23 protein-coding genes are annotated in these 26,073 nt (G+C 65.9%); 16 read left to right on the top strand and 7 right to left on the bottom strand.

Going from position 1 to position 26,073, the window contains the following annotated elements:
* Positions 1-213 precede the first annotated feature (213 nt).
* Positions 214-1,185, top strand: a complete 972-nt coding sequence (locus tag IE116_RS05915) for an NUDIX hydrolase (RefSeq protein ID WP_189614467.1) — start codon at positions 214-216, stop codon at positions 1,183-1,185.
* 161 nt (positions 1,186-1,346) lie between these two features.
* Positions 1,347-2,243 carry a carboxylating nicotinate-nucleotide diphosphorylase gene (gene nadC, locus IE116_RS05910; protein WP_189610638.1) on the top strand — a complete coding sequence of 299 codons (897 nt, stop codon included), beginning with the start codon at positions 1,347-1,349 and terminating at the stop codon, positions 2,241-2,243.
* A 94-nt stretch (positions 2,244-2,337) separates the two neighbouring features.
* On the opposite strand, the gene IE116_RS05905 is transcribed toward nadC, so the two are convergent.
* The gene (locus tag IE116_RS05905) at positions 2,338-2,532 is read right to left on the bottom strand and encodes a hypothetical protein (protein WP_189610637.1); all 195 of its coding nucleotides are present in this window, start codon (positions 2,530-2,532) and stop codon (positions 2,338-2,340) included.
* Between the two features lie 96 nt (positions 2,533-2,628).
* Here IE116_RS05905 and IE116_RS05900 point away from each other — a divergent pair, with 96 nt between their 5' ends.
* Positions 2,629-3,552 carry a bestrophin family protein gene (locus IE116_RS05900; RefSeq protein WP_189610635.1) on the top strand — a complete coding sequence of 308 codons (924 nt, stop codon included), beginning with the start codon at positions 2,629-2,631 and terminating at the stop codon, positions 3,550-3,552.
* Positions 3,553-3,646: 94 nt separating this feature from the next.
* On the opposite strand, the gene IE116_RS05895 is transcribed toward IE116_RS05900, so the two are convergent.
* Positions 3,647-4,834, bottom strand: a complete 1,188-nt coding sequence (locus IE116_RS05895; protein ID WP_189610633.1) for an esterase-like activity of phytase family protein — start codon at positions 4,832-4,834, stop codon at positions 3,647-3,649.
* 117 nt (positions 4,835-4,951) lie between these two features.
* Entirely contained in the window at positions 4,952-6,118 is a 1,167-nt protein-coding gene (locus IE116_RS05890; RefSeq protein ID WP_189610631.1) for an MFS transporter, read from the bottom strand.
* A gap of 76 nt (positions 6,119-6,194) precedes the next feature.
* Between IE116_RS05890 and IE116_RS05885 the strand changes: the two genes are divergently transcribed.
* The gene (locus tag IE116_RS05885) at positions 6,195-7,091 is read left to right on the top strand and encodes a LysR substrate-binding domain-containing protein (protein WP_189610629.1); all 897 of its coding nucleotides are present in this window, start codon (positions 6,195-6,197) and stop codon (positions 7,089-7,091) included.
* Positions 7,092-7,260: 169 nt separating this feature from the next.
* Positions 7,261-8,466 (top strand): hypothetical protein, encoded by a 1,206-nt coding sequence (locus IE116_RS05880; protein ID WP_189610627.1) that lies wholly within the window; start codon positions 7,261-7,263, stop codon positions 8,464-8,466.
* 103 nt (positions 8,467-8,569) lie between these two features.
* Here IE116_RS05880 and IE116_RS05875 read toward each other — a convergent pair whose 3' ends face one another.
* The 3 genes from IE116_RS05875 to IE116_RS05865 form a co-directional block, all read right to left on the bottom strand.
* Complete coding sequence (locus IE116_RS05875) at positions 8,570-9,736, bottom strand: alpha-hydroxy acid oxidase (RefSeq protein ID WP_189610625.1); 1,167 nt, start codon at positions 9,734-9,736, stop codon at positions 8,570-8,572.
* Positions 9,737-9,799: 63 nt separating this feature from the next.
* Positions 9,800-10,918, bottom strand: a complete 1,119-nt coding sequence (locus tag IE116_RS05870; RefSeq protein ID WP_189610623.1) for a Fic family protein — start codon at positions 10,916-10,918, stop codon at positions 9,800-9,802.
* Positions 10,919-11,030: 112 nt separating this feature from the next.
* A complete protein-coding gene (locus IE116_RS05865; RefSeq protein ID WP_189610621.1) occupies positions 11,031-11,948 on the bottom strand; it encodes a YicC/YloC family endoribonuclease in 918 nt (305 codons plus the stop codon).
* Positions 11,949-12,206: 258 nt separating this feature from the next.
* Here IE116_RS05865 and rph point away from each other — a divergent pair, with 258 nt between their 5' ends.
* From rph to ntrC, 6 genes are all read left to right on the top strand, one after another.
* A complete protein-coding gene (gene rph / locus IE116_RS05860; protein WP_189610620.1) occupies positions 12,207-12,965 on the top strand; it encodes a ribonuclease PH in 759 nt (252 codons plus the stop codon).
* A 99-nt stretch (positions 12,966-13,064) separates the two neighbouring features.
* Complete coding sequence (gene rdgB / locus IE116_RS05855; protein WP_189610618.1) at positions 13,065-13,664, top strand: RdgB/HAM1 family non-canonical purine NTP pyrophosphatase; 600 nt, start codon at positions 13,065-13,067, stop codon at positions 13,662-13,664.
* Positions 13,665-13,698: 34 nt separating this feature from the next.
* On the top strand, positions 13,699-14,952 hold the full coding sequence (gene hemW / locus IE116_RS05850) for a radical SAM family heme chaperone HemW (RefSeq protein ID WP_189610616.1): 1,254 nt from the start codon (positions 13,699-13,701) through the stop codon (positions 14,950-14,952).
* Positions 14,953-15,300: 348 nt separating this feature from the next.
* On the top strand, positions 15,301-16,713 hold the full coding sequence (glnA, locus tag IE116_RS05845; RefSeq protein ID WP_189610614.1) for a type I glutamate--ammonia ligase: 1,413 nt from the start codon (positions 15,301-15,303) through the stop codon (positions 16,711-16,713).
* Positions 16,714-16,770: 57 nt separating this feature from the next.
* On the top strand, positions 16,771-17,862 hold the full coding sequence (gene glnL / locus IE116_RS05840) for a nitrogen regulation protein NR(II) (RefSeq protein WP_229828014.1): 1,092 nt from the start codon (positions 16,771-16,773) through the stop codon (positions 17,860-17,862).
* Positions 17,863-17,912: 50 nt separating this feature from the next.
* A complete protein-coding gene (ntrC, locus tag IE116_RS05835) occupies positions 17,913-19,493 on the top strand; it encodes a nitrogen regulation protein NR(I) (RefSeq protein WP_189610613.1) in 1,581 nt (526 codons plus the stop codon).
* Positions 19,494-19,596: 103 nt separating this feature from the next.
* Here ntrC and IE116_RS05830 read toward each other — a convergent pair whose 3' ends face one another.
* Positions 19,597-20,133, bottom strand: a complete 537-nt coding sequence (locus IE116_RS05830; RefSeq protein WP_189610611.1) for a MarR family winged helix-turn-helix transcriptional regulator — start codon at positions 20,131-20,133, stop codon at positions 19,597-19,599.
* Between the two features lie 187 nt (positions 20,134-20,320).
* Between IE116_RS05830 and IE116_RS05825 the strand changes: the two genes are divergently transcribed.
* Genes IE116_RS05825 through IE116_RS05805 form a run of 5 tightly spaced genes read left to right on the top strand, consistent with a single transcriptional unit; the run spans position 20,321 to position 25,966 of the window.
* Positions 20,321-21,466, top strand: a complete 1,146-nt coding sequence (locus tag IE116_RS05825) for an ABC transporter substrate-binding protein (protein ID WP_189610610.1) — start codon at positions 20,321-20,323, stop codon at positions 21,464-21,466.
* A 9-nt stretch (positions 21,467-21,475) separates the two neighbouring features.
* A complete protein-coding gene (locus IE116_RS05820; protein ID WP_189610607.1) occupies positions 21,476-22,516 on the top strand; it encodes a branched-chain amino acid ABC transporter permease in 1,041 nt (346 codons plus the stop codon).
* Positions 22,517-22,518: 2 nt separating this feature from the next.
* The gene (locus IE116_RS05815; RefSeq protein WP_189610605.1) at positions 22,519-24,345 is read left to right on the top strand and encodes a branched-chain amino acid ABC transporter ATP-binding protein/permease; all 1,827 of its coding nucleotides are present in this window, start codon (positions 22,519-22,521) and stop codon (positions 24,343-24,345) included.
* 5 nt (positions 24,346-24,350) lie between these two features.
* Complete coding sequence (locus IE116_RS05810; RefSeq protein WP_189614465.1) at positions 24,351-25,184, top strand: ABC transporter ATP-binding protein; 834 nt, start codon at positions 24,351-24,353, stop codon at positions 25,182-25,184.
* Positions 25,181-25,966, top strand: a complete 786-nt coding sequence (locus IE116_RS05805) for a crotonase/enoyl-CoA hydratase family protein (protein WP_189610603.1) — start codon at positions 25,181-25,183, stop codon at positions 25,964-25,966. The genes IE116_RS05810 and IE116_RS05805 overlap by 4 nt, the downstream gene beginning before the upstream one ends.
* Positions 25,967-26,073: the final 107 nt, after the last annotated feature.

The raw sequence follows: 26,073 nt of genomic DNA, 5'->3' as shown, positions 1-26,073 counted from the left end.
GTGAGAAGTTCAGGGAACGCTTCATGCGTGGGTCCTATAATCAGCGCGTGCCGCAGCCTGCGGTCATGCCCGATGGATGTTGCCGCCTTGACGCCGAAGCCCGACCTTCCTGCCGATGACCGTTCCGCTCCTGTGACTGGCGCCAGAAAACGCGTGGCCTTGCGCGGCGTGCGGCCGCAGGCGAGCGTCACGGGCCGGTCCGCGGGTGATGCCGTGTCGGGTGGCGCCTGTCTGAGCGCTGAACTGGTGGCCGTGCTGGTCGCGGTCACCGATGGCCAGCCGCGTGTCCTGACCACCCGCGATGGCGGCGCCTTGCCGTCCGGTCCCTTCCAGATGATGCATCGGTCCCTGCAGGCCGGCCTGCGCGCGTGGGTCGAAGCGCAAACGCATCACCCGCTGGGCTATGTCGAACAGCTGTATACCTTCGCGGATCGCGACCGCACCGACGTGGCAGAAGCGGCACAGGCGGGAGCCGATGCCGGCGACGCGTTCACGCAGGCTGCGGTGATCTCCATCAGCTACCTGGGCCTGACGCGCGAGGCCGATGGCGACCGGGTCGACCAGGTCGGCTGGCATGATTGGTATCGCTACTTTCCGTGGGAAGATCGGCGCACCGGGGAACCCGCCGTCGTCGCCGAGGCGATCCTGCCGGGCCTGACAGCGTGGGCGTCGCGCGCCGACGACAAGGCCGGTGCCGGCCGCCGCCGACTGCGTGCGGCGCTGGCGTTCGGCCTGGATGGGCAGGCGTGGAATGAAGAAGGGGTGCTGCAGCGCTACGAGCTGCTGTTTGAGGCGGGCCTGGTGCCCGAGGCCGTGCGGCGCGGTGTTGCCGATGCGACAGGCAGCGTGCCGGGCGATTGCATGCTGCATGACCACCGCCGGATCCTGGCGACCGGCATTGCGCGCCTGCGGGCCAAGATCAAGTACCGGCCCGTGGTATTCGAGCTGATGCCGCCGGAGTTCACGCTGCTGCATTTGCAGCAGACCGTCGAAGCCCTTGCCGGCCGCGCACTGCACAAGCAGAACTTTCGCCGGCTGATCGAACAGCAGGATCTGGTGGAAGAGACCGGCCATCTGGCCGTCGGGACGGCGGGCCGGCCGGCCAAGCTGTTCCGGTTCCGGGGGAGTGTGGTGCAGGAACGGTCGCTGGGCGGAAGCAAGCTGCCGTTGACGCGTGGGGGGTGAGGAACGGCGGGTGGAAGGCGGCAGGTGAACGAAGGCAGGTGAAAGGCGGGGGCGACAACGGCAACGATGGCGGGTTAGAAAACGCGCGTGTTGACGCAGCGATATGCTCAGGTTTAGCATAAAAGCACCCACTCCCTTTTTCTGAGCGTTAAATACTCATCATGAGCATTAAAGCTGCGTTTGCTTTGCCCCCCGATACCGACACTGCTGCCCGCACGGTGCCTGGACTTCCCTTCCTTCTGCTGGAGCCCGCCGTGCGCAATGCGCTGCTCGAAGACCTGGGCCGAGCCGGCGACCTGACGACCGATGCCATTGTGCCGTCGGGCGTCCAGGCGCAGACGCGACTGGTGGCCCGGCAGGACGGTGTGCTGGCCGGACTGGAACTGGCTCGCATCGCATTTCAGCTGATGAACCCTGCCTTGCGGTTCGACGCCCATGTGCAGGACGGCGCCCGGCTGGCGCCTGGTGCGACCATCGCCACGGTGCAAGGGTCGGCGCGCGCCATGCTCACAGCTGAACGCACGGCGCTCAATTTCCTGTGTCATCTCAGCGGCGTCGCGACCGCCACCGCGTCGATTGCCAATGCCATTCGCGACTATCGGGCACGGGTGACCTGCACTCGCAAGACGCTGCCCGGTTTGCGTGCTTTGCAAAAGTACGCGGTGCGGGTCGGTGGCGGCAGCAACCATCGCTTCGGGCTGGACGACGCGGTGTTGATCAAGGACAACCACGTCGCGATCGCGGGTGGCGTTCGCGAGGCAGTGACGCGGGCGCGTGCCGGGATCGGTCACATGGTCAAGATCGAATTGGAAGTCGACACACTCGCGCAACTGGACGAGGCGCTGGCGCTAGGGGTCGATGTCGTCCTGCTGGACAACATGTCGCTCGACGACATGCGCACGGCGGCCGGCATGGCGCGGGGCCGGGCGATCCTGGAGGCGTCCGGACGCATCACGCCTGAAACGGCGCCCGCGGTCGCCGCTACCGGGGTCGATCTGATCGCCATCGGGTGGATCACCCACAGCGCGCGCACGCTGGATATCGGACTGGACGCCTGACACAGGCACCAAGGCGCGATCGTTAGTCTGCGTTGCAACACGCGCTACGATCGGGCCGCGCGGCGCGCGGCACTGATCTTGAGCGCCGCGGTGGCTACGGATTCTTGCCCCGGTCATCCACCACCGATTGTCCTTCCGGCTTGTCGTGCTGCTCGCGTTCCGGCGAGATCGCGATCGGATCGCTGGCCGGAAACGTTTCTTCCAGCGCTTCGTCCAGCGCGTCTTCGTCATGCAAGTCGGGCGGGGAAGGCTGGGTGCTGGCGGGGGGCGAGGCGGGTGCGCGGGGCATGGTGGTCTCCTGCGGCGGCGTCATTGGGGCAATATCGACACATTACACCGCCGATTGCCGGATAATCGCGTTACAAAGCATGTCTTCGAGAAGCGCGTGATCGTCCGTCCCAAACTCAACTGGTTCAAGATGCTGTTCGTATGGAACGGCTCCGTGCTCAAGGCCGTGCTGCTGCCGCTGAGCGTCATCCTGGTGATTTCGCTTGCCGTCCTGTGGGCGCATTCGTCGGGCGGGACGTCCTGGCTGCATCTGAATCCCACGCCGTTCAGTCTGATCGGTGTCGCGCTGGCCATCTTCGTCAGCTTCCGCAACAACGCCAGTTACGACCGCTACTGGGAAGCCCGCAAGCTGTGGGGCGAACTGCTGATCCGCGCGCAAAACCTGACACGCCAGGCGGTGGGGGTGCTCGACGCTGCGCCGGGCGACCCCGATGCCCAACGGCTGGTTTCGCTGCTGTGCGCGTTTACCTATGCGCTCAAGCATCAGTTGCGCAGCACCGACCCGACGGACGTGCTGCACCGTTTGCTGCCCGCCGACGATGTCGCACGCACGCTGGCCCGGCAGTATCAGCCCGTGCATCTGCTGGACGAAGTGTCGCGACTGCTCGCCGGCTGGCGGCGTGACGGGCGGCTCAGCGACATTCTGTTCGATGGTTGCCAACGTCAACTGGATGGGCTGGGTGCGGTGGTGGCCGGGTGCGAACGCATTGCGTCCACGCCGCTGCCTTATGCCTACAACGTGCTGTTGCACCGAACGGTGTATTTCTTCTGTGCCTTGCTGCCGCTGGGGCTGGTCGACAGCATCGGCGCGGCCACACCCGTCATCAGCGTCTTCATTGCGTATGCCTTCATGGCGCTCGATGCGATCGCCAGCGAACTGGAAAATCCCTTTGGCGAAGAGCCCAATGATCTGGCGCTGACCGCGCTGGCAGTCAATATCGAGCGCACGCTGCGCGAGATGATCGGCGAGACGGCCTTGCCCGCCATGCCGCAGCCGGATGCGTTTTACCGCCTGCGTTAAGCCGCGTGTCCGGCTGCCATGACAAGGCTCGATACGGGCGGCCTCGGTTGACGGCTTTCCCTGAGTTGACCGCTTGCATCTCGGTTGACCACTGTCAGTTGGGCACGACCTCGAAGGCCAGGAACTGCGTGACCTGCGTGGCCGAGAAGTTGTCATCCGAAACGATCACCAGGCTATTGCGGCCATTGGGCAGGCGAGGACCCCAGGTCATGGCTTCCAGGTTATCGATCCTTGGCAGCCCCAGACGGTTGAAGTCCAGAATCAATGTCTTGCGCACAGGCGTGTACTGCGCGTTCCTGAGCGTGCTCAACGATTGCACGTCGGTCGCGCCGGTGACGTCGATGCGATACAGGCGCAGGTAGTTCGCGTAGACGCCGTCGGCGCCTTCGATGCCTGCGCGTTCCAGCACCAGAAATTGCGTATCGGTGATGGCCAGGATCTCGGAGACGCCGTTGTCGGCGTTCTTGCCGGGAGCCGGTGCAGCCGGGAACGCATCCAGTGGATAGGCAAACTGCGACAGCACCTTGCCCGTGCGATCCTGGCGTGTGATGCGCGACACGGCGCCGGCGGTGACCGACGGCAGCGGGCCGTCCTGATAGACCGGCCCTTCCATGGAGATCCACAGCGATTGTCCGTCGGGCGCAAAGGTCAGCCCTTCATAGGTGGCGTTGTTGCGGCTGCCCAATTCCTGCGAGGGCGACATCTTGAACAGGGGCGGCGTGGTCAGTTGCCCGATCGCCGCGCCGGTATTCGACACATGCAGCACCAGCGGGTCCAGGCCCAGCGAACGATTGCCTTCGCTGGTCACCCACAGGCTGGTGTCGGTGGGATCGAAACGGATGGCTTCCGGATCGGGTACCGTGCCGCCGCGCTGCGCGAACTGCGTGGCGCTCGGGTAGACGCTGCCGTCGGGCTGCTTCAAAGTCACGACGTTTGTCAGCGCAACGCGCGTGAAGGCCTTGTCGTCATAGCTCAATTGCGCTTCGTACAGGCGCGCGGGCGCCAGGTCGGACCGGTCGTCGCTGACCAGCATCCAGCGCTGCGTACGCGGGTCGTAATCGATGCCCGACAGGCCCCCCGCGGGCGTGTCCTGTACCGCCTGTTTGAACGCAATGCGCTGCTCGCCAATCAGGCGCAGCGACGCAACCGAGCGCGGCGCCGCCGACGGCGTGTCGTCGTCATCGTCGCTGCCGCCGCAGGCGGCAAGCGCCGCGACCAGCGCAACGGACAAGGTGGCGCGCAACAGCGCGGCAGGCAGGAAACGGGGATAAGCAGAGCGCATGGCGGCAAGGTCCGGAATCGGGGAGGGTGGCGCGCAGTATGGACCTGGCACATGACAGCGGCGTGGCGTGAGGGCCGAACCGACGGTTTGGATGACTACGCCTGGATCGGGGTGCCATCACGCTGAGTCAGAAGCGGCAGGCGCCCGCCGCTCGGCGTCGGCGCCCTGCCGGGTGACCAGGGCCAGCGCGGCCATCGCCAGCGTGATGGCCGCCGCGCCATACAGCGCCATGGCGGGCACGCGCGCCAGCAACAAGCCTGCGATCAGGGGGCCGGCGCCTGCGCCAATGTCACGCCAGATCGCCTGTGAAGCCAGGGCAGGCAGGCGGGCGGGGCCGGGGTAGCGGGCCATGACCAGCGGCGCAACCAGCGGCAGTTGCAGGGCGCGCAGTACCACGATGACCGCCGCCGCGCTCCACAGCCAACCGGCGCCAAAGGCGGCCAATGCGCCCGACGTGGCCAGCGACATGGCCACCAGCAGCCGCAGGGCGCCATGCCGATCGGCCAGCCGGCCGCCGACCGGGGCCAGCAGCATTTCCGACAGATAGCGCAAGGCAAGCAGCAGTCCCGCCACCAGCACGGCCTGCCCGGGCAGCAGGTCCTTGCCGAGAAATCCCAGGCCCAGAATGAACAGCCCGTCCAGGGTCAGGCCTTCGACAAAACTCCAGACGTTCAGGCGGTCCGGCCAGCGGATGCGCCGGCGGCCGGGGCGCGGCCCCGCATGGCCCCCCGAAGGCAGCAGGCGGGTCGCCAGCAGCCCCAGCAACGCCACCCCCGCCAGGATCACGAAGATGACGCGCGGGCCGTGATGCAGCGTCATCCATGCCCCGGCAGGCAGTGCGATGACCGGCCCCAGCGCGATCCATGCGCGCGATGCGCCGGTGCGCTGCGCGGCGCCCTGCACGTCGACCGTCGCCAAGGCTTGCGTCGACAGGTTCAGGGCGGCAAAGCACAGGCCCCATGCCAGCCGCAGCACCAGCAAGGCCCAGAACCCAGACAGGACACTATTGCCGTATGCGCAAAAAGCAGCCACGACCACGGCGATCGAGCACGTGATGCGGTCGCCGTGCCTGGCATAGAAGCGCGCGACCGCGCCATACCCGGCAATCCGCACCAGGCGGTTGGCGGCAAGCAGGCCACCCGCCTCGGCCAGGGAGATGCCGAAATCGTCGGCGTACATGGGAAGCAGCAGGTACAGCAGCACGTCGGCCGGCAGGGACAGCGCCAGGGCGATCGCGGCGTAGCGTGAATGGCGGTCGGCGGGAAGGGGAGAAAGAAGATTCATCGGAAAGAGGGTGCGCGCGCGACGGTGGTGCTGACAAACGACATTGCCGTGCTCGACCTGTGAGAATATTGCACACATGCCCGCGCGCCTGCCTCCCCTCAACGCCATACGCGCCTTCGTCGTCGCAGCCCGTCACCTGAGCTTTACCCGCGCGGCCGACGAATTGTGTGTGACGCATAGCGCGGTCAGCCGGCAGGTCAAGACGCTGGAAGACTATCTGGGAGTCCTGCTGTTCGAACGCCTGACGCGGCAGGTAATGCTGACCGCCGCCGGGCAGCGTTTCTACTCCGAAGTAGGCGGCGCCCTGGACCAGATCGGCGCCGCGGCGCAGGCCTTTACTGCCCGGCCGCCCGAACGCGCGGTGCGGATCAACGTGCGGCCGTCGTTCGCGGTGCGCTGGCTGATCCCGCGGCTGCCGGGTTTTGTCGAACGCTGCCCTGGCATCGAACCGCAAGTCATCACCAGCACCTTGTCGCCCGACAAGGCCGCCGACAGTTTCGATGTGGCCATCCGCCGTGGGCTGAAGGGGTGGCCGGCGGACCTGGCGCTGCAGCCCTTTCTGGAGGACGACGTGCATGTCGTTGCTGCGCCTGCCTTGCTGCGCACGCTGCCCATTGCCGACGTCCATGCCATTCGCCGCCACGTGCTGCTGTCGGCCAAGACCCGGAAAGACGACTGGCCTGACTGGCAGCGGTATGTGGGTCTGGCCCGCGTCAAGCCGGCCGGCACCTTGCAGTTCGACCATCTGCATTTCGTGCTGCAGGCCGCTGTCGATGGACTGGGCATCGCTTTGTGCCCCGCGTCGCTGGCGGGCAACGACCTGGCTACCGGGCGACTGGTGTCGCCCTTGCCCGCGTTCAGGATGCCCCTGCAGCGTTACTACTACTGCGTCTCGCCGGGGGCAGGACCCGAAGCACGGCAGTTCATCGCGTGGCTGGAAAGCGAGCTGGCGGCGCAGGGCAGGGCGGCATGACGTCCCATTCGAACGCTTCATGCCGGGCCCGTACGTTAATACGATTTTCCGACTTTCTTCTGCACCGCAGGGTGGTTCATGCGGGTGTTCGGTCCGCTGCCTTGCTGCGGTGCCATCCTTCGTTCCGCGCTTTTGCGCCCACTGCTTTCCCACGCCATAAGGCTCAAGCATGTCCTGGATAACCGCTCTGCTCGTCGCCCTGATTCTGGGTGGCTGTCTGATCAAGGCCGCGAATGCCATTGCCTGGGCCATCGCCGAGACGACGCGAAACCCGTCGCCCCCGCATGACACCGCGCGCACCGATGCGGTCCCGACGCCTGGCGCCGACGCATCCATGGCGGAGGGCAGCCTGGCAGGCGCATCGGCCGGCCAAGATCGAACCGTGGGCGGGCTCCCGTCCGGCGCGCGTGCCGATGGGTGGTCGCGCGCGGACCACGAGCGATGGCTGACCGCCATGAACGCCGACAGTGTGCTCGGGGCAACCACGCGCCGCACACTGGATCAGCTGGGCGAACTGATGACGCAGGCCCGCGGCCTGTCGGTCATGGCGCAGGACGCTGTTGCCGAGGCTACGCTGCTCGACGTCGACGCCGAGCCCTTTCACCAGTTGTTCGACCGGTCAAAAGACGTGGGGCAGCGCATCGGCGCCCTCAGGCTCTCGGTATCGGCCGCGCCGTACTTTGCCGACAAGGGCCAGTCCGACGATTGCGTGACCGCACTGTTTGCGTTCAACCGCGCGCTCGCGGCCTCGTTCACGGACTATGTCGGGTCGGGCGGATCATCCCGTCTGCCAGACGAACTGCGCCCCATTCTGTTCCCGCAAGACCTGCATGCCGTGGCGGACGAGGCACAGCGGGTGTACGACCGGTGGACCCGCGTGGGCGAGATGCAACAGGCAGTCTGCGCGCCTGATGACTACGTCGCGGCGGGCGAGTGGCTGGATCGCCAGCGCGTGGCAAGCGAGGCGTCCGAGACCGGCTGGCTGGCTGCCATGCTGCAGTCGCTGGACGATCCATCGCGCAAACGCGCGCACCTGGACCAGCTTATCGAGATCATCCTGCAGCCCTATCACTTCGTGACCGCAGGCTGTCCCGACCGGCTGACCCATGCGGTCAACACCGTCGGCATCGACATGGCGGCGCAGATCGTCATTGCCAGGATGCGGGATCCGTCGATGCTGGCGTGGCGCTTCGCGGATCAGCTTGAAGAAGCGTGGAACGAATGCCAGGTGTGTATCCGCGCGGCGCAGGACGACGCGGCATGGAGCCCGTGGGGCCACTTCGTGGAAAGCGTGGAGCGGCGCAAGTCGGGCGGTTTTCCTGCTGCACCGGCCTTTGCAAGCAGCGCCACCGTGGTGGATAAGGCGCCTGTCTGAGGGGGACGCCGGGCGCGGCCGTCGGCGGCGTCTTGCATTCGGCGCCATGGGCTTCTGGCGGCGCGTGCCTTCGGCGGTGACTTGCCTGAAAACGCGCCTGGCTTCACATCCCCGGCAGATCGCCCTCACGCACCAGATAAGTCGGCCCCAGGCCGGCAACGTCAGGACATCCCAGCAGCGCCAGGTCCACATCGATCTCTTTGCGCAGCAATTCCAACGCGCGGACCGCGCCGTCTTCGCCGCCCGCCGCCAGCCCGTACATGGCAGGCCGTCCGACGAATACACACGCCGCGCCCAGCGCCATCGCCTTGAGCACATCGGTACCCCGGCGCACGCCGCCATCCAGCATCACCGTCAGCCCCGGCGCCGCGGCGACCATCGCCGGCAAGGCGTCGAGCGTCGCGACCGCACCGTCCAGCTGACGCCCGCCGTGATTCGAGACGATCACACCGTCACACCCCAGCGCCTGCGCCTGGCGTGCGTCGCCTGCCCGCAGCAACCCCTTGATCACCAGCTTCCCGGCCCATTGCTCGCGGATCCACGCGATGGTCTCCCACCGCATCGACGCCCGCCCGGCCCGATGGTCCACCGTGGGCGCATCGATGATGCGTCCGCCACGCGTGGCAGTGAAGTTCTCGAAACGGGGCACGCCGCCCCGCAGCAGTGTCTGCGCAAAGGTCTGCAGCAACCACCGCGGCCGCAGCGCGCCCCCCGCCATCAGGCGCGGCGTCAGCTTCAAGGGCAGGCGAAAGTCATTGCGCAATTCGTTTTCGCGCGTCGAGGCGATCGGCACGTCCACGGTCACGACCAGCACCTTGACCTGAGCGGACCGCAACCGGCTGAGCAGCGGGCCGATCACGTCCTGCTGCGCCGGGATATAGGCCTGGAACCACGAGTCCGGCGCCGCCTGCATCACCCGCTCCAGCGCCACCGTCGACGCGCCGCTCAGCACGAACGGCACCTTCATCCGTGCGGCCGCGCGGGCCATCGCCAGATCGCCCTCGAACGCGCACAACCCCGTCACACCCATCGGCGCAACGCCCAGCGGCATGTCGTAACGCGTCCCGAAAATCTCCACTGCTTGGGACCGCTGGGACACGTCGACCAAGGAATGCGTCACGAACCGCCAGCGGTCGAACGCGAGCCGGTTGGCGACCAGCGAAGACTGGTCTTCGCTGCCCCCGCTCACATAGCCGTACAGGCTCGGGGGCAAGCGGCGGCGAGCGATCTCGGCCAGGTCGGCAATGCTCAAGGCGCGGGAATAGTGCATGGGGGACAAGTTTCCTTCGCGGGTTTCACCCGCAGTCAACGCGCAACATAACGCGAAACGCCGTCATTCGTCTGCAAGCTGGTAGGACGTGCTGCGTCCGCCACCTTCCAACTTCTTCAGCACACCCAAGGCCACCAACTGGGTGATGTCGCGCAACGCCGTATCCGCGGAGGTCTTGCCCATCGCCGCCCACTTGCTGCTCGTAAGCTTGCCGTCAAAGCCATCGAGCAGGCGATTCACCAGCTTGATCTGACGCGCATTCATTGGCGTGCCGGCCCAACGCTGCCAGAAACGGGACTTGGCCAGCACGCTGTCGAGCGTCAATTGCGCGCTGCCGATCGCGCGGTTAAGCGCGCCAAGGAACCACGCCAGCCACGCCGTCACGTCCATCGTTCCCTTTTGCGTGCGCTCGAGAATGTCGTAGTACGCCTTGCGTTCGCGCTGGATCTGCGCCGACAGGCTGTAGAAGCGCTGATCGGCGCCATCGGCACGCGCCAGGAACAAGTCGCCGACGGCGCGTGCGATCCGTCCGTTGCCATCATCGAAGGGATGCAGCGTCACGAACCACAGATGCGCAAGACCGGCCTTGAGCAAGGCAGGTTCGCCGGTGTCCGCGTTTGCCCAGGACAGGAAACGCGAGACCTCGGCCGGCAGCGTAGGTGCGGGCGGCGCCTGAAAGTGCACGACGCTACGCGTGACGGATCCGGAAACGACCTGCATCGGCCCGCTGGCATCGTCGCGCCAACGCGCCACGGCAATGGGCGACATGCCGGAATACCCCGTGGGAAAGAGCGCCGCATGCCACCCGAAAAGCCGGTCGGCGGTCAGTGGCTTGGCACGGGACGACGTGGCGTCGAGTACCATTTCAACAATGCCTTCGACGTGCCGGTCCACTGGCGCTACGGCGCCGATATCGAGTCCAAGGCGGCGGGCGATAGACGAACGGACGGACGCAACGCTGAGGACTTCGCCTTCGATCTCGCTGGTTTTCACGACGTCATCGGTCAGTGCGACCAGGCTGGCCTCGTCACGCAGCGCCATGCCCGCGTCAGCCAGGCGACCCAGCAACACGCCTTGTGCACGACTGACATCGGCAAGCGACTGGACGAGTTCAGGCAGCCGATAGCGCCACTGCGGCCAGTCGGGGGCCTGCCAAAGATAGAGGTATTCTCCGCGTTCCATGCGGTGATTAGACCGCATATTCACCGCAGCGGGAAGGAGCGCGGCACCGAATGCGGTGAACCTGCCGGAATTACCACAGCGTTGCTACGCCACCCGAGCACGCGCGCAAGCATCACTCGATGTTCTGCGCCTGCTCCCGCATCTGCTCGATCAGCAGCTTCAGATCCATGGCCGCGCGCGTCACTTCGAGCCCACCCGCCTTGGACCCCAGCGTGTTGGCCTCGCGATTCATTTCCTGGAACAGGAAGTCCAGCCGTTTTCCGGCGCTGCCCTTGTCTGCCTTCCCACCCGCCTTGCCGCCGACCAGCTGGCGCAATTCCGCCAGGTGCGAATGCAGCCGCGACAGCTCTTCGGCCACGTCGATGCGCAGCCCGAACAACGTCGCTTCATGCGCCAGCCGTTCCGACAGTTCCGCGCCCGTGATCGCCTGGAAGCCGGACGGAAAGGCGGTCTCGACGCTGTCGCGCAGCTTGCGGGCGAGCTTGTCGCGATAGTCGGCCACCAGTTGCGGCATGCGCAGGTCGACCTGTTTGACGATGTCTTCCACCTGAACGGCGCGGTCCAGGATCATGCCGGCCAGGCGCTCGCCTTCGCGTTCGCGGGCAGCGTGCAGCTGGGCAAGGGCGTCGCGCGCGGCGGTCATGGCGGCGTCGCGCCAGGTGTCTTCGGATTCTTCGGTGCCCTGCACGCCAGGCCAGCTGAGCAGGTCCGACAGGCGCGGCGGGGCGGCGTCGGGCACCACGGCCTGCACCTTGCGAAACAGGGCGGCGGCCTGCTCGAGCGCGGCCATGTTGAGCGCTTCGGGGTCGTTGCGGACACGGCGCTGGATGCCGGCGCGCACTTCGATCTTGCCGCGCGCAATCGAGCGCGTCAGCAGATCGCGCAGTGGCGCTTCGATGTGCCGCAGTTCGTCGGGCATACGAAAGTGCAGGTCCAGGAAGCGGCTGTTGACGCCGCGTAGTTCCAGCGACAGGGAACCCTGTTCGGTATCGGCGCGCGCGGCGCCAAAGGCGGTCATGCTGCGTAGCATCGGTGTCTGCCTGAAAAAAGAGTCGTGGCCGACCAGCGGTGCCGGCGGTGCGGCAGCTGGGTGGTCGGGGCCAGCTGCCATGATAAGGCCGACACTCCGAAAGCGGCACCGTGACGGCCGGCATCGGCTGGCCGACCTTGTCTGGCCAGCCAAGCATGGCACGGCCCGATGCACCGGCGTGCCACCGCGCCACCCGTACAATGGCGGATTGCCGACGCATCGCGTCCGCCGCCATTGCCTATCTGGAGTTTTCCCCTCATGACCGACCTGCCGATCCTGACCTGGAGCCGTCCTTCCGAACGCGCCGCCAACGCCCTGCGCGCCGTGGAAATCCGCCGCGGCTTTACCCGTTACGCAGAAGGCTCGGTGCTGGTGACGTTCGGCAATACGCAGGTCATCTGCACAGCCAGCATCGAAGAAAAAGTGCCGCCTTTCCTGAAGGGCAAGGGCGAAGGCTGGGTCACCGCCGAATACGGCATGCTGCCGCGCGCCACGCATACCCGCGGATCGCGTGAAGCGGCCAAGGGCAAGCAGACGGGCCGCACGCAGGAAATCCAGCGCCTGATCGGCCGCAGCGTGCGCGCCGTGTTCGACATGAAAAAGTTGGGGGAGCGCACCCTGCACCTGGACTGCGACGTGATCCAGGCTGACGGCGGCACGCGCTGCGCCAGCATCACCGGCGCGTTCGTGGCCGCGCAGGACGCAGTCAATGTGCTGATGGCGCAGGGTCTGCTGGCCGAGTCGCCGATCATCGATCACGTGGCCGCCGTCTCGGTCGGCATGTACAAGGGCGAGCCGGTGCTGGACCTGGATTACGACGAAGACTCGCAATGCGAGACCGACATGAATGTCGTCATGACCGGCAGCGGCGATTTCGTGGAAGTGCAGGGCACGGCCGAAGGCGCCCCGTTCACACGCAGCGACATGAACGCGCTGCTGGACCTGGCGCAGGCCGGCATTGCCGAGATCGTGGCCATGCAGCGCGCGGCGCTGGCCGCCGCCACGCCGGCCGCCTGAACTGAACGCGCCAAGCACCAAGCACCAAGCACCAAGCACCACGCATCACGCATCAAGCATCAAGCATCAAGCATCAAGCATCAAGCATCAGGAACACCCATGACAAAACTGGTTCTGGCGTCCAACAACGCCGGCAAGCTCCGTGAATTTTCCAGGCTCCTGTCGCAGAAGGGCTTCGACGTCGTCAACCAGGGCAGCCTGGGTGTGCCTGAAGCCGAAGAGCCGCACGTCACCTTCATCGAAAACGCCCTGGCTAAGGCGCGGCACGCCAGCCGCATCACCGGCCTGCCGGCGCTGGCCGACGATTCGGGCGTCTGTGTGGTCGCCTTGGGCGGCGCGCCCGGCGTCTACTCGGCGCGCTTTGCCGCCATGGCCAACGGCGGCGAAAAATCCGACGCCGCGAACAACGCGCTGCTGATCGACCGCCTGAAAGACGCTACCGACCGGCGCGCCTACTACTACGCCGCGCTGGTGCTGGTGCGCAGCGCCGACGATCCGCAACCGCTGATCGGCGAAGGCCTGTGGTGGGGCGAGATCGTCGCGGAGCCGCGCGGCGAGGGCGGCTTCGGCTATGACGCGCATTTCCTGTTGCCCAGGCTCGGCAAGACCGCGGCGGAACTGACGTCCGAAGAAAAGAACCGGGTCAGCCATCGTGCGCAAGCCTTGGCCGTGTTGATGGACAAGCTGGACACCTTCTGACGGTGCCAGCCCTCAACCCATTCCGGTCCTGACCATGCCCATCACCATCCCGATCCGCGTCGCCAACCAGGCGGCGCCCAAGCCCAAGCTGGCCATGCCGTTTGCGACGCCCGGCCAGACCATCCTGACGAGCCTGCCGCCGCTGGCCCTGTACGTGCACGTGCCATGGTGCGTGCGCAAGTGCCCGTATTGCGACTTCAATTCCCACGCCGCGCCCGACACGCTGCCCGAGGCGCGCTATCTGGAAGCGCTTGCGGCCGATCTGGATCAAAGCTTGCCGCTGGTGTGGGGGCGCAAGGTCGTGTCCGTGTTCATTGGCGGCGGCACGCCCAGCATGTTGTCGGCAGAGACGGTCGACGCCATGCTTGCCATGATCCGCTCGCGGCTGCCGCTGTTGCCCGACGCAGAAATCACCCTGGAAGCCAATCCGGGTACGGTGGAAGCCGGGCGCTTCCAGGCCTATGCCGCCAGTGGCGTCAACCGGATCTCGCTGGGAATCCAGAGCTTCGACGACGCCAGCCTGAAGGCGCTGGGACGCATCCACGATGGCAACGAGGCCCGCAGGGCCATCGACATCGCGCAGCGCTTCATTCCGCGCGTCAATCTGGACCTGATGTTCGCGTTGCCGGGGCAGACGGTGGACGCCTGTCGCCAGGACCTGGAGACGGCGCTGTCGTTCGGCACCACGCATCTGTCGGTCTATCACCTGACGATGGAACCGAACACGGTCTTTGCCAAATACCCGCCCATCCTGCCTGACGACGATCTGGCCTTCGAGATGCAGGACGTGATCGAAGACCGCATGACGGCGGCGGGCTTCGAGCATTACGAAGTGTCCGCCTACGCCAGGCCCGGCGCGCGCTGCTTCCACAACCAGAACTACTGGGAATTTGGCGACTACCTGGGCATCGGTCCGGGCGCGCACGGCAAGCTGTCGTTCCACGATCGCATCCTGCGGGAAGCGCGGGTGCGCAGCCCGGACACCTGGATGGCGCAGCTGCTTGCGCCGACTGAGGGCGCAACGCACCTTGCCGAGTCACGCATCGTTCCTCCGGCCGACCTGCCGTTCGAATTCATGCTCAATGCGCTGCGCCTGTCGGACGGGGTGCCCACCGCCAGCTTTACCGAACGCACCGGCCTCGGGCTGCAAGTGATCAGCCGCCCAATGGCGCAAGCGGTCAGGAAAGGGCTGCTCGATCCGGACCCGACACGCATCAAGGCGACGTCGCTGGGCGCCCGCTTTCTGAACGATCTGCAGGAACTGTTTCTGGGCGATCCGGAAACCTGACAGAACGCTTGCACGAAAACGGGCGGAAGGCCCTGCGCACTGAGTCGGTGCATTTTTGGCTTCGTCACAAAAACGCACCGACTGTGTGCCAACATTCTTGCGGAATGTCCTATATTGGTGCGCTGCGTCGGCATGTCCGCCGCGCCGCAATGTGCGAGAATTCGGCGCGGCCCTGCATCTTGCCGGGGCGCGATTTACCGGCGGTTACTGGCATGTAATGTGCTTATGTAGGACCGCAACTGTCCAGTATCGAGTCGCAGGCTCGGTCTGCGTGCACGACCAATTACGCTTGATCGACCGTGGAATGCTTCCCGGGCGGCAAGCCCTACGAGACTATCAGGAGCCCTAATGGCAACGCCCAAAGACGTCCTCAAACTGATCGCGGATAACGAGGTCAAGTTCGTTGATTACCGCTTCACCGACACCCGCGGCAAAGAGCAGCACGTTTCGGTGCCGGCCCACCAGGTGGACGAAGACAAGTTCGAGACTGGGCACGCCTTTGACGGTTCGTCGATCGCCGGTTGGAAGGGCATTGAAGCCTCCGACATGCTGCTGATCCCCGAGCCCGGCACGGCCCGCCTGGACCCGTTCCGCGAAGAAACCACCCTGATCCTGACCTGCGACGTGATCGAACCATCGGACATGAAGGGTTATGACCGCGACCCGCGCTCGATCGCCAAGCGCGCCGAAGCCTATCTGAAGTCCTCCGGTGTGGGCGACGCCGCGTTCTTTGGTCCTGAGCCTGAATTCTTCGTGTTCGACGGCGTGACCTGGAACGTGGACATGTCCGGCTGCTTCGTCAAGGTCAAGTCGGAAGAGGCCTCGTGGTCCACCGGCATCGACTATGAAGGCGGCAACATGGGCCATCGCCCGGCCGTCAAGGGTGGCTACTTCCCCGTCCCGCCGGTCGATTCCTTCCAGGACCTGCGTTCGGAAATGTGCCTGCTGCTCGAACAGCAAGGCGTGCCGGTCGAAGTGCACCACCACGAAGTCGCCGGCCCTGGCCAGCTCGAAATCGGCACCAAGTTCAGCACGCTGGTTCAGCGCGCCGACTGGAACCAGATCATGAAGTACACGATCTGGAACGTGGCTGCCGCCTACGGCAAGACGGCCACGTTCATGCCCAAGCCCATCGTTGGCGACAACGGTTCCGGCATGCACGTCCACCAGTCGATCTGGAAAGACGGCCAGAACCTGTTCGCCGGCAACGGCTACGCCGGCCTGTCCGAATTCGCCCTGTACTACATCGGCGGCATCATCAAGCACGCTCGCGCGCTGAACGCCATCACCAACCCGGGCACGAACTCGTACAAGCGCCTGGTCCCGCACTACGAAGCCCCGGTCAAGCTGGCCTACTCGGCACGCAACCGCTCGGCCTCGATCCGCATTCCTTACGTTGCGAACCCGAAAGGCCGCCGTATCGAAACGCGCTTCCCGGATCCGCTGGCGAACCCGTACCTGGCCTTCTCGGCCCTGATGATGGCCGGCCTGGACGGCGTGCAGAACAAGATCCACCCTGGCGATCCGGCCGACAAGAACCTGTACGACCTGCCGCCGGAAGAAGACGCGAAGATCCCGACCGTCTGCTCGTCGCTGGAACAAGCCCTTGAAGCCCTGGAAAACGACAACGAGTTCCTGACTCGTGGCGGCGTGTTCAGCAAGGAAATGATCGACGCGTACATCGCGCTCAAGATGGAAGACGTCACGCGCATGCGCACGACGACGCATCCCATCGAGTTCGACATGTACTACGCCTCGTAAGCAGGCATTGAGTCACTAGGGAGAAACGGGGCGGGCAATCGCCCCGTTTTCAATTGTATGAACAGCCTCGACCCCTCTGCGTCATCGGGCCATGCCGGTCCCGATTTTTCCGCCTTCGAAATGCTGGGCAGCGCCGTGCTGATCCTTGATGAGGACGGCCTGATACGCCATGCCAATGCGCCCGCCGAAGACCTGTTCGAGGTGTCGGTGCGCCAGCTGTACGCCATGCCGCTGTGCGATTTCTTTCGCGACGGCGACGAGCTCTACAAGTCATTCCAGGAAGCGATCTCGCAGCGGTTTGCCGACAAGCGGCAGATGCTGACGATCGATCGCATCGGCCGCGAACCGGTGCAGGTCACCGCCACGGTCGTCGCCCTGCAGGGCCATCCGTGGCCCGTGCTGGTCGAACTGCGCGAAGTCGAGCAACAGCTCAAGGTCGATCGCGAAGAGCGCCTGCTCGAACAGGCGCAGGCCAACCGCGAGCTGCTGCGCAACCTTGCGCACGAAATCAAGAACCCGCTGGGCGGCCTGCGCGGCGCGGCGCAACTGCTCGAGGCCGAGCTGGCCGACGCGTCCTTGACCGAATACACGCAGGTCATCATCCAGGAAGCCGACCGGCTGCAGACCCTGGTGGATCGCCTGCTGGTGCCGCATCGCGCGCCCCGTATCGTCAGCGACGTCAACATCCACGAAGTGTGCGAACGCGTGCGTTCGCTGGTGCTGGCGGAATATCCGCGCGGCCTGCGCATCGTGCGGGACTACGACACCTCGGTGCCGGAATTTCGCGGCGACAAATCGCAGCTGATCCAGGTGGTGCTGAACGTCGTTCGCAACGCCGCCGAAGCGCTGCACGAACGGATTGCCGAAGGCGACGCCGAGATCGTTTTGCGCACGCGCGTCGCGCGACAAGTCATTCTTGCCAAGCAACGCTTCAAGCTGGCATTGGAATTGCATGTGGTGGATAACGGTCCGGGAATTCCTTCGGAATTGCAGGACCGGATCTTTCACCCGCTGGTCTCCGGACGCGAAGGAGGCAGCGGTCTTGGACTGACGTTGGCACAGACTTTCGTTCAACAGCACGAAGGCCTGCTCGAATGCGACACCCGGCCCGGCATGACCGATTTCCGGATGTTGTTGCCGTTGCCCTGAATTGAGAGCCAGATGCACTATCCCCTGGATGCGTTCCCCGGAAGCAAGCGATGAAACCAATCTGGATCGTAGATGATGACCGTTCGATCCGCTGGGTGCTCGAAAAGGCCTTGGCGCGCGAAAACCTTCCGACCCGCAGCTTCGGCACGGCCCGCGAGGCCCTCGAGGCCCTGAACGACGATGTGCCCCAGGTGCTCGTCACCGACATCCGGATGCCGGGCGCCAGCGGCATCGAACTGCTTCAGGCCGTCAAGCGGCGTTTCCCGGCGCTGCCGGTCATCGTGATGACCGCGTACTCCGACCTGGAAAGCGCCGTCTCGGCCTTCCAGGGCGGCGCCTTCGAATACCTTCCCAAACCCTTCGACGTCGACACCGCCAGCGAGCTGATCCGCCGCGCCGTCGAAGAAAGCCTGCGTGAAGAAGCGTCGGCCGACGAATCGCTGGTCGGCACGCCCGAGATCCTCGGGCAGGCTCCCGCGATGCAGGAAGTCTTCCGCGCCATCGGCCGCCTGTCGCAGTCGCAGGTCACGGTCATGATCACCGGCGAGTCGGGCAGCGGCAAGGAACTGGTTGCGCGCGCCCTGCATCGCCACAGCGCACGGGCTGCCGGTCCCTTTGTTGCGATCAACACCGCGGCCATTCCGCGCGACCTGCTCGAATCCGAACTCTTCGGCCATGAACGGGGCGCCTTCACCGGCGCGCAAAGCATGCGCCGCGGCCGCTTCGAACAGGCCGACGGCGGCACGTTGTTTCTCGACGAAATCGGCGACATGCCAGCCGAACTGCAGACCCGTCTGCTGCGTGTGTTGTCCGATGGGAGTTTCTATCGGGTGGGCGGCCACAGCCCGGTGCACACCAACGTGCGTGTGATCGCTGCGACCCACCAGCACCTGGAAGAACGCGTCAAGCAGGGCCTGTTCCGCGAAGACTTGTTCCATCGCCTGAATGTGATCCGGCTGCGCCTGCCACCGCTGCGCGAACGGTCGGAAGACATCCCGCTGCTGGCCAAACACTTCCTGGCCCGCAGCGCCCGCGACCTGGGCGTCGACACCAAACGCTTCACGCCCGCGGCACTGGCGGCATTGGCGCGTTTCCCGTTCCCGGGCAATGTGCGCCAGCTGGAAAACGTCTGCCACTGGCTGACCGTCATGGCGCCCGCGCAGACCGTGGACGTGCAGGACCTGCCACCGGAATTGATGGACCAGGTCAGCCGCGACGCCGTGCTGGCCGACGGCGGCACCTTGCGTGCCGACAAGTCCGCCTTCGATCACAGCGGCTCATCGGCCTTCAGCCCGGTCATGGCCGACCGCAGCAGCGGTCCGGTGTCCGGCACGGCAAGCTACCTGCCCGGCACCGCACCGACCGATGCCGCCGCCGTCATGGGCTTGCCCACTGGCGACCGGGGCACGGCGCAATGGCTCAACGGCCTGCAGATCGATGTCGAGCAGCGCCTGTCGCGCGGCGACCCGGACATCATGCAGGCGCTCACGCGCCAGTTCGAAAGCATGCTGATCACCACCGCGCTGCGCGCCACGCGCGGCCGGCGGATCGAAGCGGCGTTGAAGCTCGGCATCGGGCGGAACACGATCACCCGCAAGATCCAGGATCTGGGGCTGGACGAGGGCGAATAGCCGGATTTGCTCTGCGGCATGCGTGCAATGAAACAAGGGACCTGCGGGTCCCTTGTTCGGCAATGCGTCAGTCCGCGCGCGTTCGCATGGGGCACCTTATGCCTCAGGGCTCGGCCACCTTGTCCAGCAGGGCAATCAGCGTGCGCCGTTCGTCGGCCGACAGTTTCTTCGAGATCGCCTTTTCGTAGCGCGCGGCATTTTCCCGCAATGTCTTGAGTTCCTTGACGCCGTGGTCGGTCAGGAACAAGGACCGCGTGCGCCGATCGCCTTCGGTCAGCCGGCGGTCGATCAGCCCCAGCCGTTCCAGTGCATCCACCACTTTCACCACGCTGGGTCCGGTGATGCCCAGCCGCGCCGCCAGCGCCGACTGGTTGATGCCCGGATCCGTATCAATGATGTTCAGCGCCGTCATGCGCGCGGGTGTCATCTCGCCGGCCATGACCATGTCGAACAGCATGGTGTATGTGCGCACCTGTGCCCGCTTGATGCAGTAGCCCAGGGAATCCCACATCTGGCTCAGATCTTCGGGTACCAGGTGGGGCGCGGCTGTGTCGACGTCGGACGCGCCGGGCGTGGTCTTGCTGGCGTGGCCGGACACGCGGGCGGATCGCTTGCGTGCGGAGGGACTGGCTTTCTGCATTGAATCGAGGCTGGGGCTAGGTAAAGCAGAGAAGAAGGGCGCGAGCTAGGGGATGCCCGAAACAGGCAAAACCCGTAGGGCGGACTTTACCATTGACTAACTGTTAGCCAGGCTAATAAGATGCCAGGCAAATGAATTGCACTTAGCAATCGGGCAGCCCCCGGCCGCCGACCCCCGAGGAGACTTCATGAAAACCCGCAACAAGGCATCGTTCGCGCTCGCGCTTTCCCTGGCGTTCACCGCCGCCCACGCCGATCTCACGGTGGGCGTCAGTCTTGCACTCACGGGCCCGGGCGCGTCCCTGGGCCTGCCGGCGCGCAACGCGCTGACGCTCTGGCCCGAGACCATCGCCGGAGAAAAGGTACGGGTCGTCGTGCTCGACGACGCAGCCGATCCCACGATCGCCATGAAGAACGCGCGCCGCTTCATTGAAGACAAGGTCGATGTCATCGTCGGCGCATCCAATACGCCCGCCACCATCGCCATTGCCCAGGTAGCCGATGAAGGGCAGACAGTACAGATTTCGCCGTCGCCCGCCGAACTGCAGCCCGGACGGGACAAGTGGGTGTTTCGCGACGTCATGCACGCCGAGTACTACACCGAAGGCATCCTGCTGGCCATGAAGGCCGCGGGCGTCAAGACATTGGGCTTCCTGGGGCTGTCGGACGCCTACGGCGAAAGCCATCTCGTCGCGCTGGACAAGCAGGCCGCCGGCATGGGCATCAAGGTGGTCGCGGTCGAACGGTTCACCCGGGCCGACACCAGCGTCGCAGGCCAGGCCCTGAAAATCTCGGCGGCGCGCCCCGACGCGGTCTTCGTGGTGGCGGTGGGGGGCGGCGCGGCACTGCCGCAAAAGGCGCTGAAGGACCGCGGCTATCGCGGCAAGATCTATCACACGGCGGCGTCGCTCACGCCCGACTTCGTCCGGCTTGCCGGCAAGGATGCCGACGGCGCGCAGGTGATGTCCGGACCGGAGCAGGTCGCCGAACAGCTGCCCGAAAGCCATCCTGGCCGCAAGCGTGCCCTTGAATTCGTGCAGGCCTACGAAAGCAAGTACGGCGCAAAAACGCGCACGCAGTTCAGCGCGCACATCTACGACATCGGGATCATGCTGCAACAGGTGGTGCCGCTTGCACTCAAGCAGGGCAAACCGGGCACGGCCGAGTTCCGTTCGGCGCTGCGTGATGCGCTCGAGAACACCGGCGCCGCGGGCGGACTTGTCACCACCAAGGGCGTGCTGCGCTATACGCCGTCCGACCATTGGGGGTATGGCCCGGACGCGCGGGTGATGGTCACCTGGCGCGCGGGCGACTGGCACATTTCCCAGCCCTGAGCCGCCGACATGGAATCCTTCGCCATCACTACGGCTTTGCTGCAGGACGGGGTGACCACCGGCGCGGTCTACGCGTTGCTGGGCATGGCCACGGTCCTGCTCTTCGTGGTCACGCGCGTCATCTTCCTGCCGCAGGGGGAATGGGTGGTCTTCGGGGGCCTGAGCCTGGCCATGCTCCAGGACGGCAAAGTGCCGGCCACCATCTGGCTGCTCGCGGGATTGTCGGTGGTCGCAACCCTGCTTGAGTTCGCGGCCGCGGCACGTGACCGCGAACCGCAGCGCTTCGCCCGCATTGCGCTGACCTGTCTCTGCATCCCCCTGGCCATCGTCGCGCTGACCGTCTGGGCGGCGCAGGCCGCCTTGCCTCTGGTGGCGCAAGGCCTGGTCGCGACGGCGCTGGTGACCGCCATGGGGCCGCTGCTCTATCGCATCGTCTATCGCCCGATGGTGGACGCCAGCGTACTGGTGCTGATGATCGTGTCGGTGGGCGTGCACTTCGTGCTCAATGGGCTTGCCCTGCTGTTCTTTGGCGTGGACGGCTTTCGCACGGTGCCGTTCTGGGACGTCCAGCTGCCCCTTGGCGACCTGTCCTTGAGCGGGCAGAGCATTGTCGTGGTAGTGGCCACCGCCATCCTGATTGCCGCCTTGTGGCTGCTGTTCGAACGCACCTTGTACGGCAAGGCGCTGTGGGCATCGGCGTCCAATGCGCTGGGCGCGCGCCTGGTGGGCATATCGGTTCCGTTCTCGGGCAGCGTGTCGTTCGGCATCGCCGCCTTCCTCGGCGCCCTGTGCGGCATTCTGATCGCGCCGGTCGTGACGCTGTATTACGACTCGGGCCTGCTGATCGGATTGAAGGGGTTCGTCGCCGCCATCTTTGGCGGGCTGGCGAGCTACCCGCTCACCCTGGCCGGCGCGCTGCTGCTCGGCATCTTCGAGTCGGGTGTGTCCTACGCCGCCAGCGCCTTCAAGGAAGCCATCGTGTTCCTGTCGGTCATCCCTGTCTTGCTGTGGCTGTCGATGCGCGGCGGTGCGCACGACACCGAGGAGTGAGCATGAAATCGGTCGATATCCCTTTGCAAAGCGCTGTCGCTCCGGCGTCGTCGGGCCGCGGCGCCACGCGGCGCCGGGCGTTGCAGATCGCCCTGATCCTGCTGGTCGCGGGACTGCCTTTGTCCGCAGCCATCCCGGAGTTCTGGATCTCGCAAGCCAACTACATCGGCCTCTATGCACTGGTCGTGCTCGGGCTGGTGCTGCTCACTGGCGTGGCGGGCCTGACCTCGTTCGGGCAGGCCGCCTTCGTCGGCATCGGCGCCTATGCAAGTGCGTATCTGAGCAGCACCGTCGGCGCACCGTCCTGGGCAACGCTGTTGTTCGGCCTGGTGGTCACGGGCGGGTGTGCGTACGTGATCGGGGCGATCACCATCCGCATGTCGGGGCACTACCTTGCTCTGGCCACGATCGCGTGGAGTCTCGCGCTGTACTACCTGTTCGGAAGCATCGCGGCGCTCGGCAAGTATGACGGGCTTGCCAACCTCGCGCCCATGTCCCTGTTCGGGATCGAACTGCGCAGCGGCCGCGCCATGTACGGGCTGATCTGGGCCTGTGTCGGCCTGTGCGGATGGGGCCTGTGCAATCTGCTCGACTCACAGCCAGGCCGCGTCATGCGCGCGCTCAAGCACGGACGCCTGCTGACCGAATCGTTCGGCGTGGACACCGTGGCCTGCAAGCGCCTGATCTTCGTGCTGGCGGCGATGCTTGCCTCAGTGGCCGGCTGGCTGTACGTGTACCTGCAGCGTGCCGTGAACCCGACGCCGTTCGGGCTGAACGCCAGCCTTGAATACGTGATCATGCTGATCGTCGGCGGCATGGCCAATGTGTGGGGCGCCGTCGTCGGCGCGGCGCTGGTCAAGCTGCTGCAGGATCAGTTGCAGACCGTGCTGCCATCCTTGTTGGGCATGGCCGGCAACTTCGAATTGATTGTGTTCGGCGCCATGCTGATCGTGTTGCTGCGCTTTGCACCGCAAGGCGCCTGGCCCTATCTGCGGCGCCTGGTGCCCGACCGCGCGCCCCGGCCCGTGCTCGCGTCCCCGCCCTTGAACCGGCGCACGCTGCACCACAGCGGTGGTCCCTTGCTCACCCTGACCGACGTAGGCAAACGGTTTGGCGGTCTGCAGGCGGTCGACGGTGTCAGCTTTCAAGTCGCGCCAGCCCGCATCGTTGCGTTGATCGGGCCCAATGGCGCTGGCAAGTCGACCACCTTCAACCTGATCACTGGCGCGCTGTCGGCCAGCGCGGGCCAGATCGCTTTTGGCACGACGCGCATCGACGGCCTGCCTGCCCGTGAGATTGCACGCCTTGGCATGGCGCGCACCTTTCAGCATGTCAAGCTGGTTCCTGGCATGACGGTCCTGGATAACGTCGCGCTGGGTACCCAGCTGCGCGCGCCATCGAGCGTGTGGCGGTCCGCGCTGCGCCTGGATCGCGCGGTCGAGCGGCAACGGCTGCACGAGGCGGCGCAAGCCCTGAAACGCGTGGGCCTCGACGGCCTGATGCATGCCGAGGCAAGCAGCCTGGCGCTCGGGCAGCAGCGCCTGGTCGAGATCGCGCGGGCGCTGGCCAGCGACCCGTCATTGCTTTTGCTGGATGAGCCGGCTGCCGGCTTGCGGCACCTTGAAAAACAGGCGCTGGCCTCGCTGCTGGCGGCCTTGCGCGCCGAAGGCATGACCCTGCTGCTGGTCGAGCACGACATGGACTTCGTCATGGGGCTGGCCGACCGCATCGTCGTCATGGTGTACGGCAAGAAGATCGCCGACGGCAGTCCCGCCGAGATCCAGCGGCATCCGGCCGTACGCGAAGCCTACCTTGGGAGCGACGCATGAACGCCATGTTGAACCGCGTCGATGCGCCGGCGCCCGCCGAAGCGATCGACGGCGCCGTCGACACCACGCCACCGCTGCTCGACGTGACCGGTCTGTGCGCCAGCTACGGCAAGGTAGACGCCTTGCTCGGCGCCACGCTACGCGTCAAGGCGGGCAGCATCGTGACCGTGATCGGTCCGAACGGCGCCGGCAAGTCAACACTGCTCAATGCGCTGATGGGCGTGCTCAAGGCCCGAGGCGAGATCCGCCTTGATGGCGAATCGCTGATGCGGCGCGATGTCGTCGGCCGCGTCATGCGTGGCATGGCGCTGGTGCCTGAAAAGCGCGAGCTGTTTTCGGACATGACGGTGGCCGACAACCTGCGGCTGGGCGGTTTCCGGCGCTACCGGGCGGGGGAGCCGCAACCCCTCGATCAGCTGGATTGGGTCTACCACCTGTTCCCGCGGCTTGAAGAGCGCGCGCGCCAACTCGCCGGCACGTTGTCCGGCGGCGAGCGGCAAATGCTTGCCGTTGGGCGCGCCCTGATGGGCAAACCGCGGCTGCTCATGCTCGATGAGCCCAGCCTGGGCCTGGCGCCGCGCATTGTGCAAGAGGTGCTGGACGTCGTGGCGACGCTGCGCGGACACGGTGTGTCCACGTTGCTGGTCGAGCAGAACGCACGGGCCGCGCTGCGTGTCGCGGACTACGGCTACGTATTGGAAAACGGCTGCGTGGTGTTGCAAGGCCCCGCCAGCGATCTCGAAAGCCACCCGAAGGTGGTTGACGCTTACCTGGGACTCGCCCGGCATGCGCCGGAGCCGGTCCCCCATTCTTCCCTTGTTCAAGAGGCGGCACGATGACCGACAACACCCCCCACGCCCTGGTCCGTCAGCAGATCGACGACGACATCGCGATTCTTACATTGAACCGGCCCGCCAAGCGCAACGCCATCAGCCTGCCGGTCATCAGCGCGTTGCGTTCGGCATTCGAGAACCTGCCTGCATCGGTACGCGTCGTGATCCTGAACGGGGAGGGCGATCACTTCAGCGCCGGGCTGGACCTGTCCGAACTGACCGCGTCAACGCCCTCGGAAAGCATGATGCATTCGCACCAGTGGTACGCGGCGTTCCGCCAGATCCAGTTCGGGCGGGTGCCGGTCATCTCGGTGCTGCACGGCGCCGTGGTGGGCGGCGGATTGGAACTTGCCGCCACCACGCATGTGCGTGTCGTCGAAGAGAGCGGCTATTTCGGCTTGCCGGAAGGCCAGCGTGGCATTTTTGTCGGGGGCGGCGGGTCGGTTCGCATCTCCAAGCTGATCGGGTTTTCGCGGGTGGCCGAAATGATGCTGACCGGCCGGGTGTACAGCGCCGCCGAAGGCGTGCAATTGGGGCTCGCGCACTACCTGACCCCTGCCGGAGACGGCATGCGCAAGGCACGCGAACTGGCGCGGCGCATTGCCAGCAACGCGCCCTTGTCCAACTTCGCGATCCTGAATGCGCTGCCGCTGATTGCGGAACAGCCGATGGAACACGGCTTGATGACCGAATCGCTGATGGCCGCCATGACGCAAGGGGACGACGAGGCGAAGCAGCGCGTCGCCGCCTTCCTGGACAAGCGGGCCGCCAAGGTGGTGCCGACCTGAGGGCAACCCACCGGCGGTGCGCCCGGCGCACCGTTGGTCAGGCTTGTTCAGACCCGGCTCATACAGACGCGGACGTTCGACGATCCGCGCGACTTCGAGGAGACACA

Source organism: Pigmentiphaga litoralis (assembly GCF_014651835.1).
GTDB lineage: Bacteria > Pseudomonadota > Gammaproteobacteria > Burkholderiales > Burkholderiaceae_B > Pigmentiphaga > Pigmentiphaga litoralis.
The sequence above is the reverse complement of the archived record's forward strand: the minus strand, read 5'-3'. Positions and strand labels throughout refer to the sequence as shown.

What these genes read in the sequence shown, in the direction of transcription:
- nadC (WP_189610638.1), top strand. Translation starts at nt 1,347, where the DNA reads ATGAGCATTAAAGCTGCGTTTGCTTTGCCCCCCGATACCGACACTGCT.
- IE116_RS05815 (WP_189610605.1), top strand. Translation starts at nt 22,519, where the DNA reads ATGAAATCGGTCGATATCCCTTTGCAAAGCGCTGTCGCTCCGGCGTCG.
- IE116_RS05810 (WP_189614465.1), top strand. Translation starts at nt 24,351, where the DNA reads ATGTTGAACCGCGTCGATGCGCCGGCGCCCGCCGAAGCGATCGACGGC.
- rph (WP_189610620.1), top strand. Translation starts at nt 12,207, where the DNA reads ATGACCGACCTGCCGATCCTGACCTGGAGCCGTCCTTCCGAACGCGCC.
- IE116_RS05820 (WP_189610607.1), top strand. Translation starts at nt 21,476, where the DNA reads ATGGAATCCTTCGCCATCACTACGGCTTTGCTGCAGGACGGGGTGACC.
- rdgB (WP_189610618.1), top strand. Translation starts at nt 13,065, where the DNA reads ATGACAAAACTGGTTCTGGCGTCCAACAACGCCGGCAAGCTCCGTGAA.
- IE116_RS05825 (WP_189610610.1), top strand. Translation starts at nt 20,321, where the DNA reads ATGAAAACCCGCAACAAGGCATCGTTCGCGCTCGCGCTTTCCCTGGCG.
- IE116_RS05890 (WP_189610631.1), bottom strand. Translation starts at nt 6,118, where the DNA reads ATGAATCTTCTTTCTCCCCTTCCCGCCGACCGCCATTCACGCTACGCC.
- ntrC (WP_189610613.1), top strand. Translation starts at nt 17,913, where the DNA reads ATGAAACCAATCTGGATCGTAGATGATGACCGTTCGATCCGCTGGGTG.
- IE116_RS05805 (WP_189610603.1), top strand. Translation starts at nt 25,181, where the DNA reads ATGACCGACAACACCCCCCACGCCCTGGTCCGTCAGCAGATCGACGAC.
- IE116_RS05885 (WP_189610629.1), top strand. Translation starts at nt 6,195, where the DNA reads ATGCCCGCGCGCCTGCCTCCCCTCAACGCCATACGCGCCTTCGTCGTC.
- glnL (WP_229828014.1), top strand. Translation starts at nt 16,771, where the DNA reads ATGAACAGCCTCGACCCCTCTGCGTCATCGGGCCATGCCGGTCCCGAT.
- IE116_RS05830 (WP_189610611.1), bottom strand. Translation starts at nt 20,133, where the DNA reads ATGCAGAAAGCCAGTCCCTCCGCACGCAAGCGATCCGCCCGCGTGTCC.
- hemW (WP_189610616.1), top strand. Translation starts at nt 13,699, where the DNA reads ATGCCCATCACCATCCCGATCCGCGTCGCCAACCAGGCGGCGCCCAAG.
- IE116_RS05875 (WP_189610625.1), bottom strand. Translation starts at nt 9,736, where the DNA reads ATGCACTATTCCCGCGCCTTGAGCATTGCCGACCTGGCCGAGATCGCT.
- IE116_RS05905 (WP_189610637.1), bottom strand. Translation starts at nt 2,532, where the DNA reads ATGCCCCGCGCACCCGCCTCGCCCCCCGCCAGCACCCAGCCTTCCCCG.
- IE116_RS05865 (WP_189610621.1), bottom strand. Translation starts at nt 11,948, where the DNA reads ATGCTACGCAGCATGACCGCCTTTGGCGCCGCGCGCGCCGATACCGAA.
- IE116_RS05870 (WP_189610623.1), bottom strand. Translation starts at nt 10,918, where the DNA reads ATGGAACGCGGAGAATACCTCTATCTTTGGCAGGCCCCCGACTGGCCG.
- glnA (WP_189610614.1), top strand. Translation starts at nt 15,301, where the DNA reads ATGGCAACGCCCAAAGACGTCCTCAAACTGATCGCGGATAACGAGGTC.
- IE116_RS05895 (WP_189610633.1), bottom strand. Translation starts at nt 4,834, where the DNA reads ATGCGCTCTGCTTATCCCCGTTTCCTGCCTGCCGCGCTGTTGCGCGCC.
- IE116_RS05880 (WP_189610627.1), top strand. Translation starts at nt 7,261, where the DNA reads ATGTCCTGGATAACCGCTCTGCTCGTCGCCCTGATTCTGGGTGGCTGT.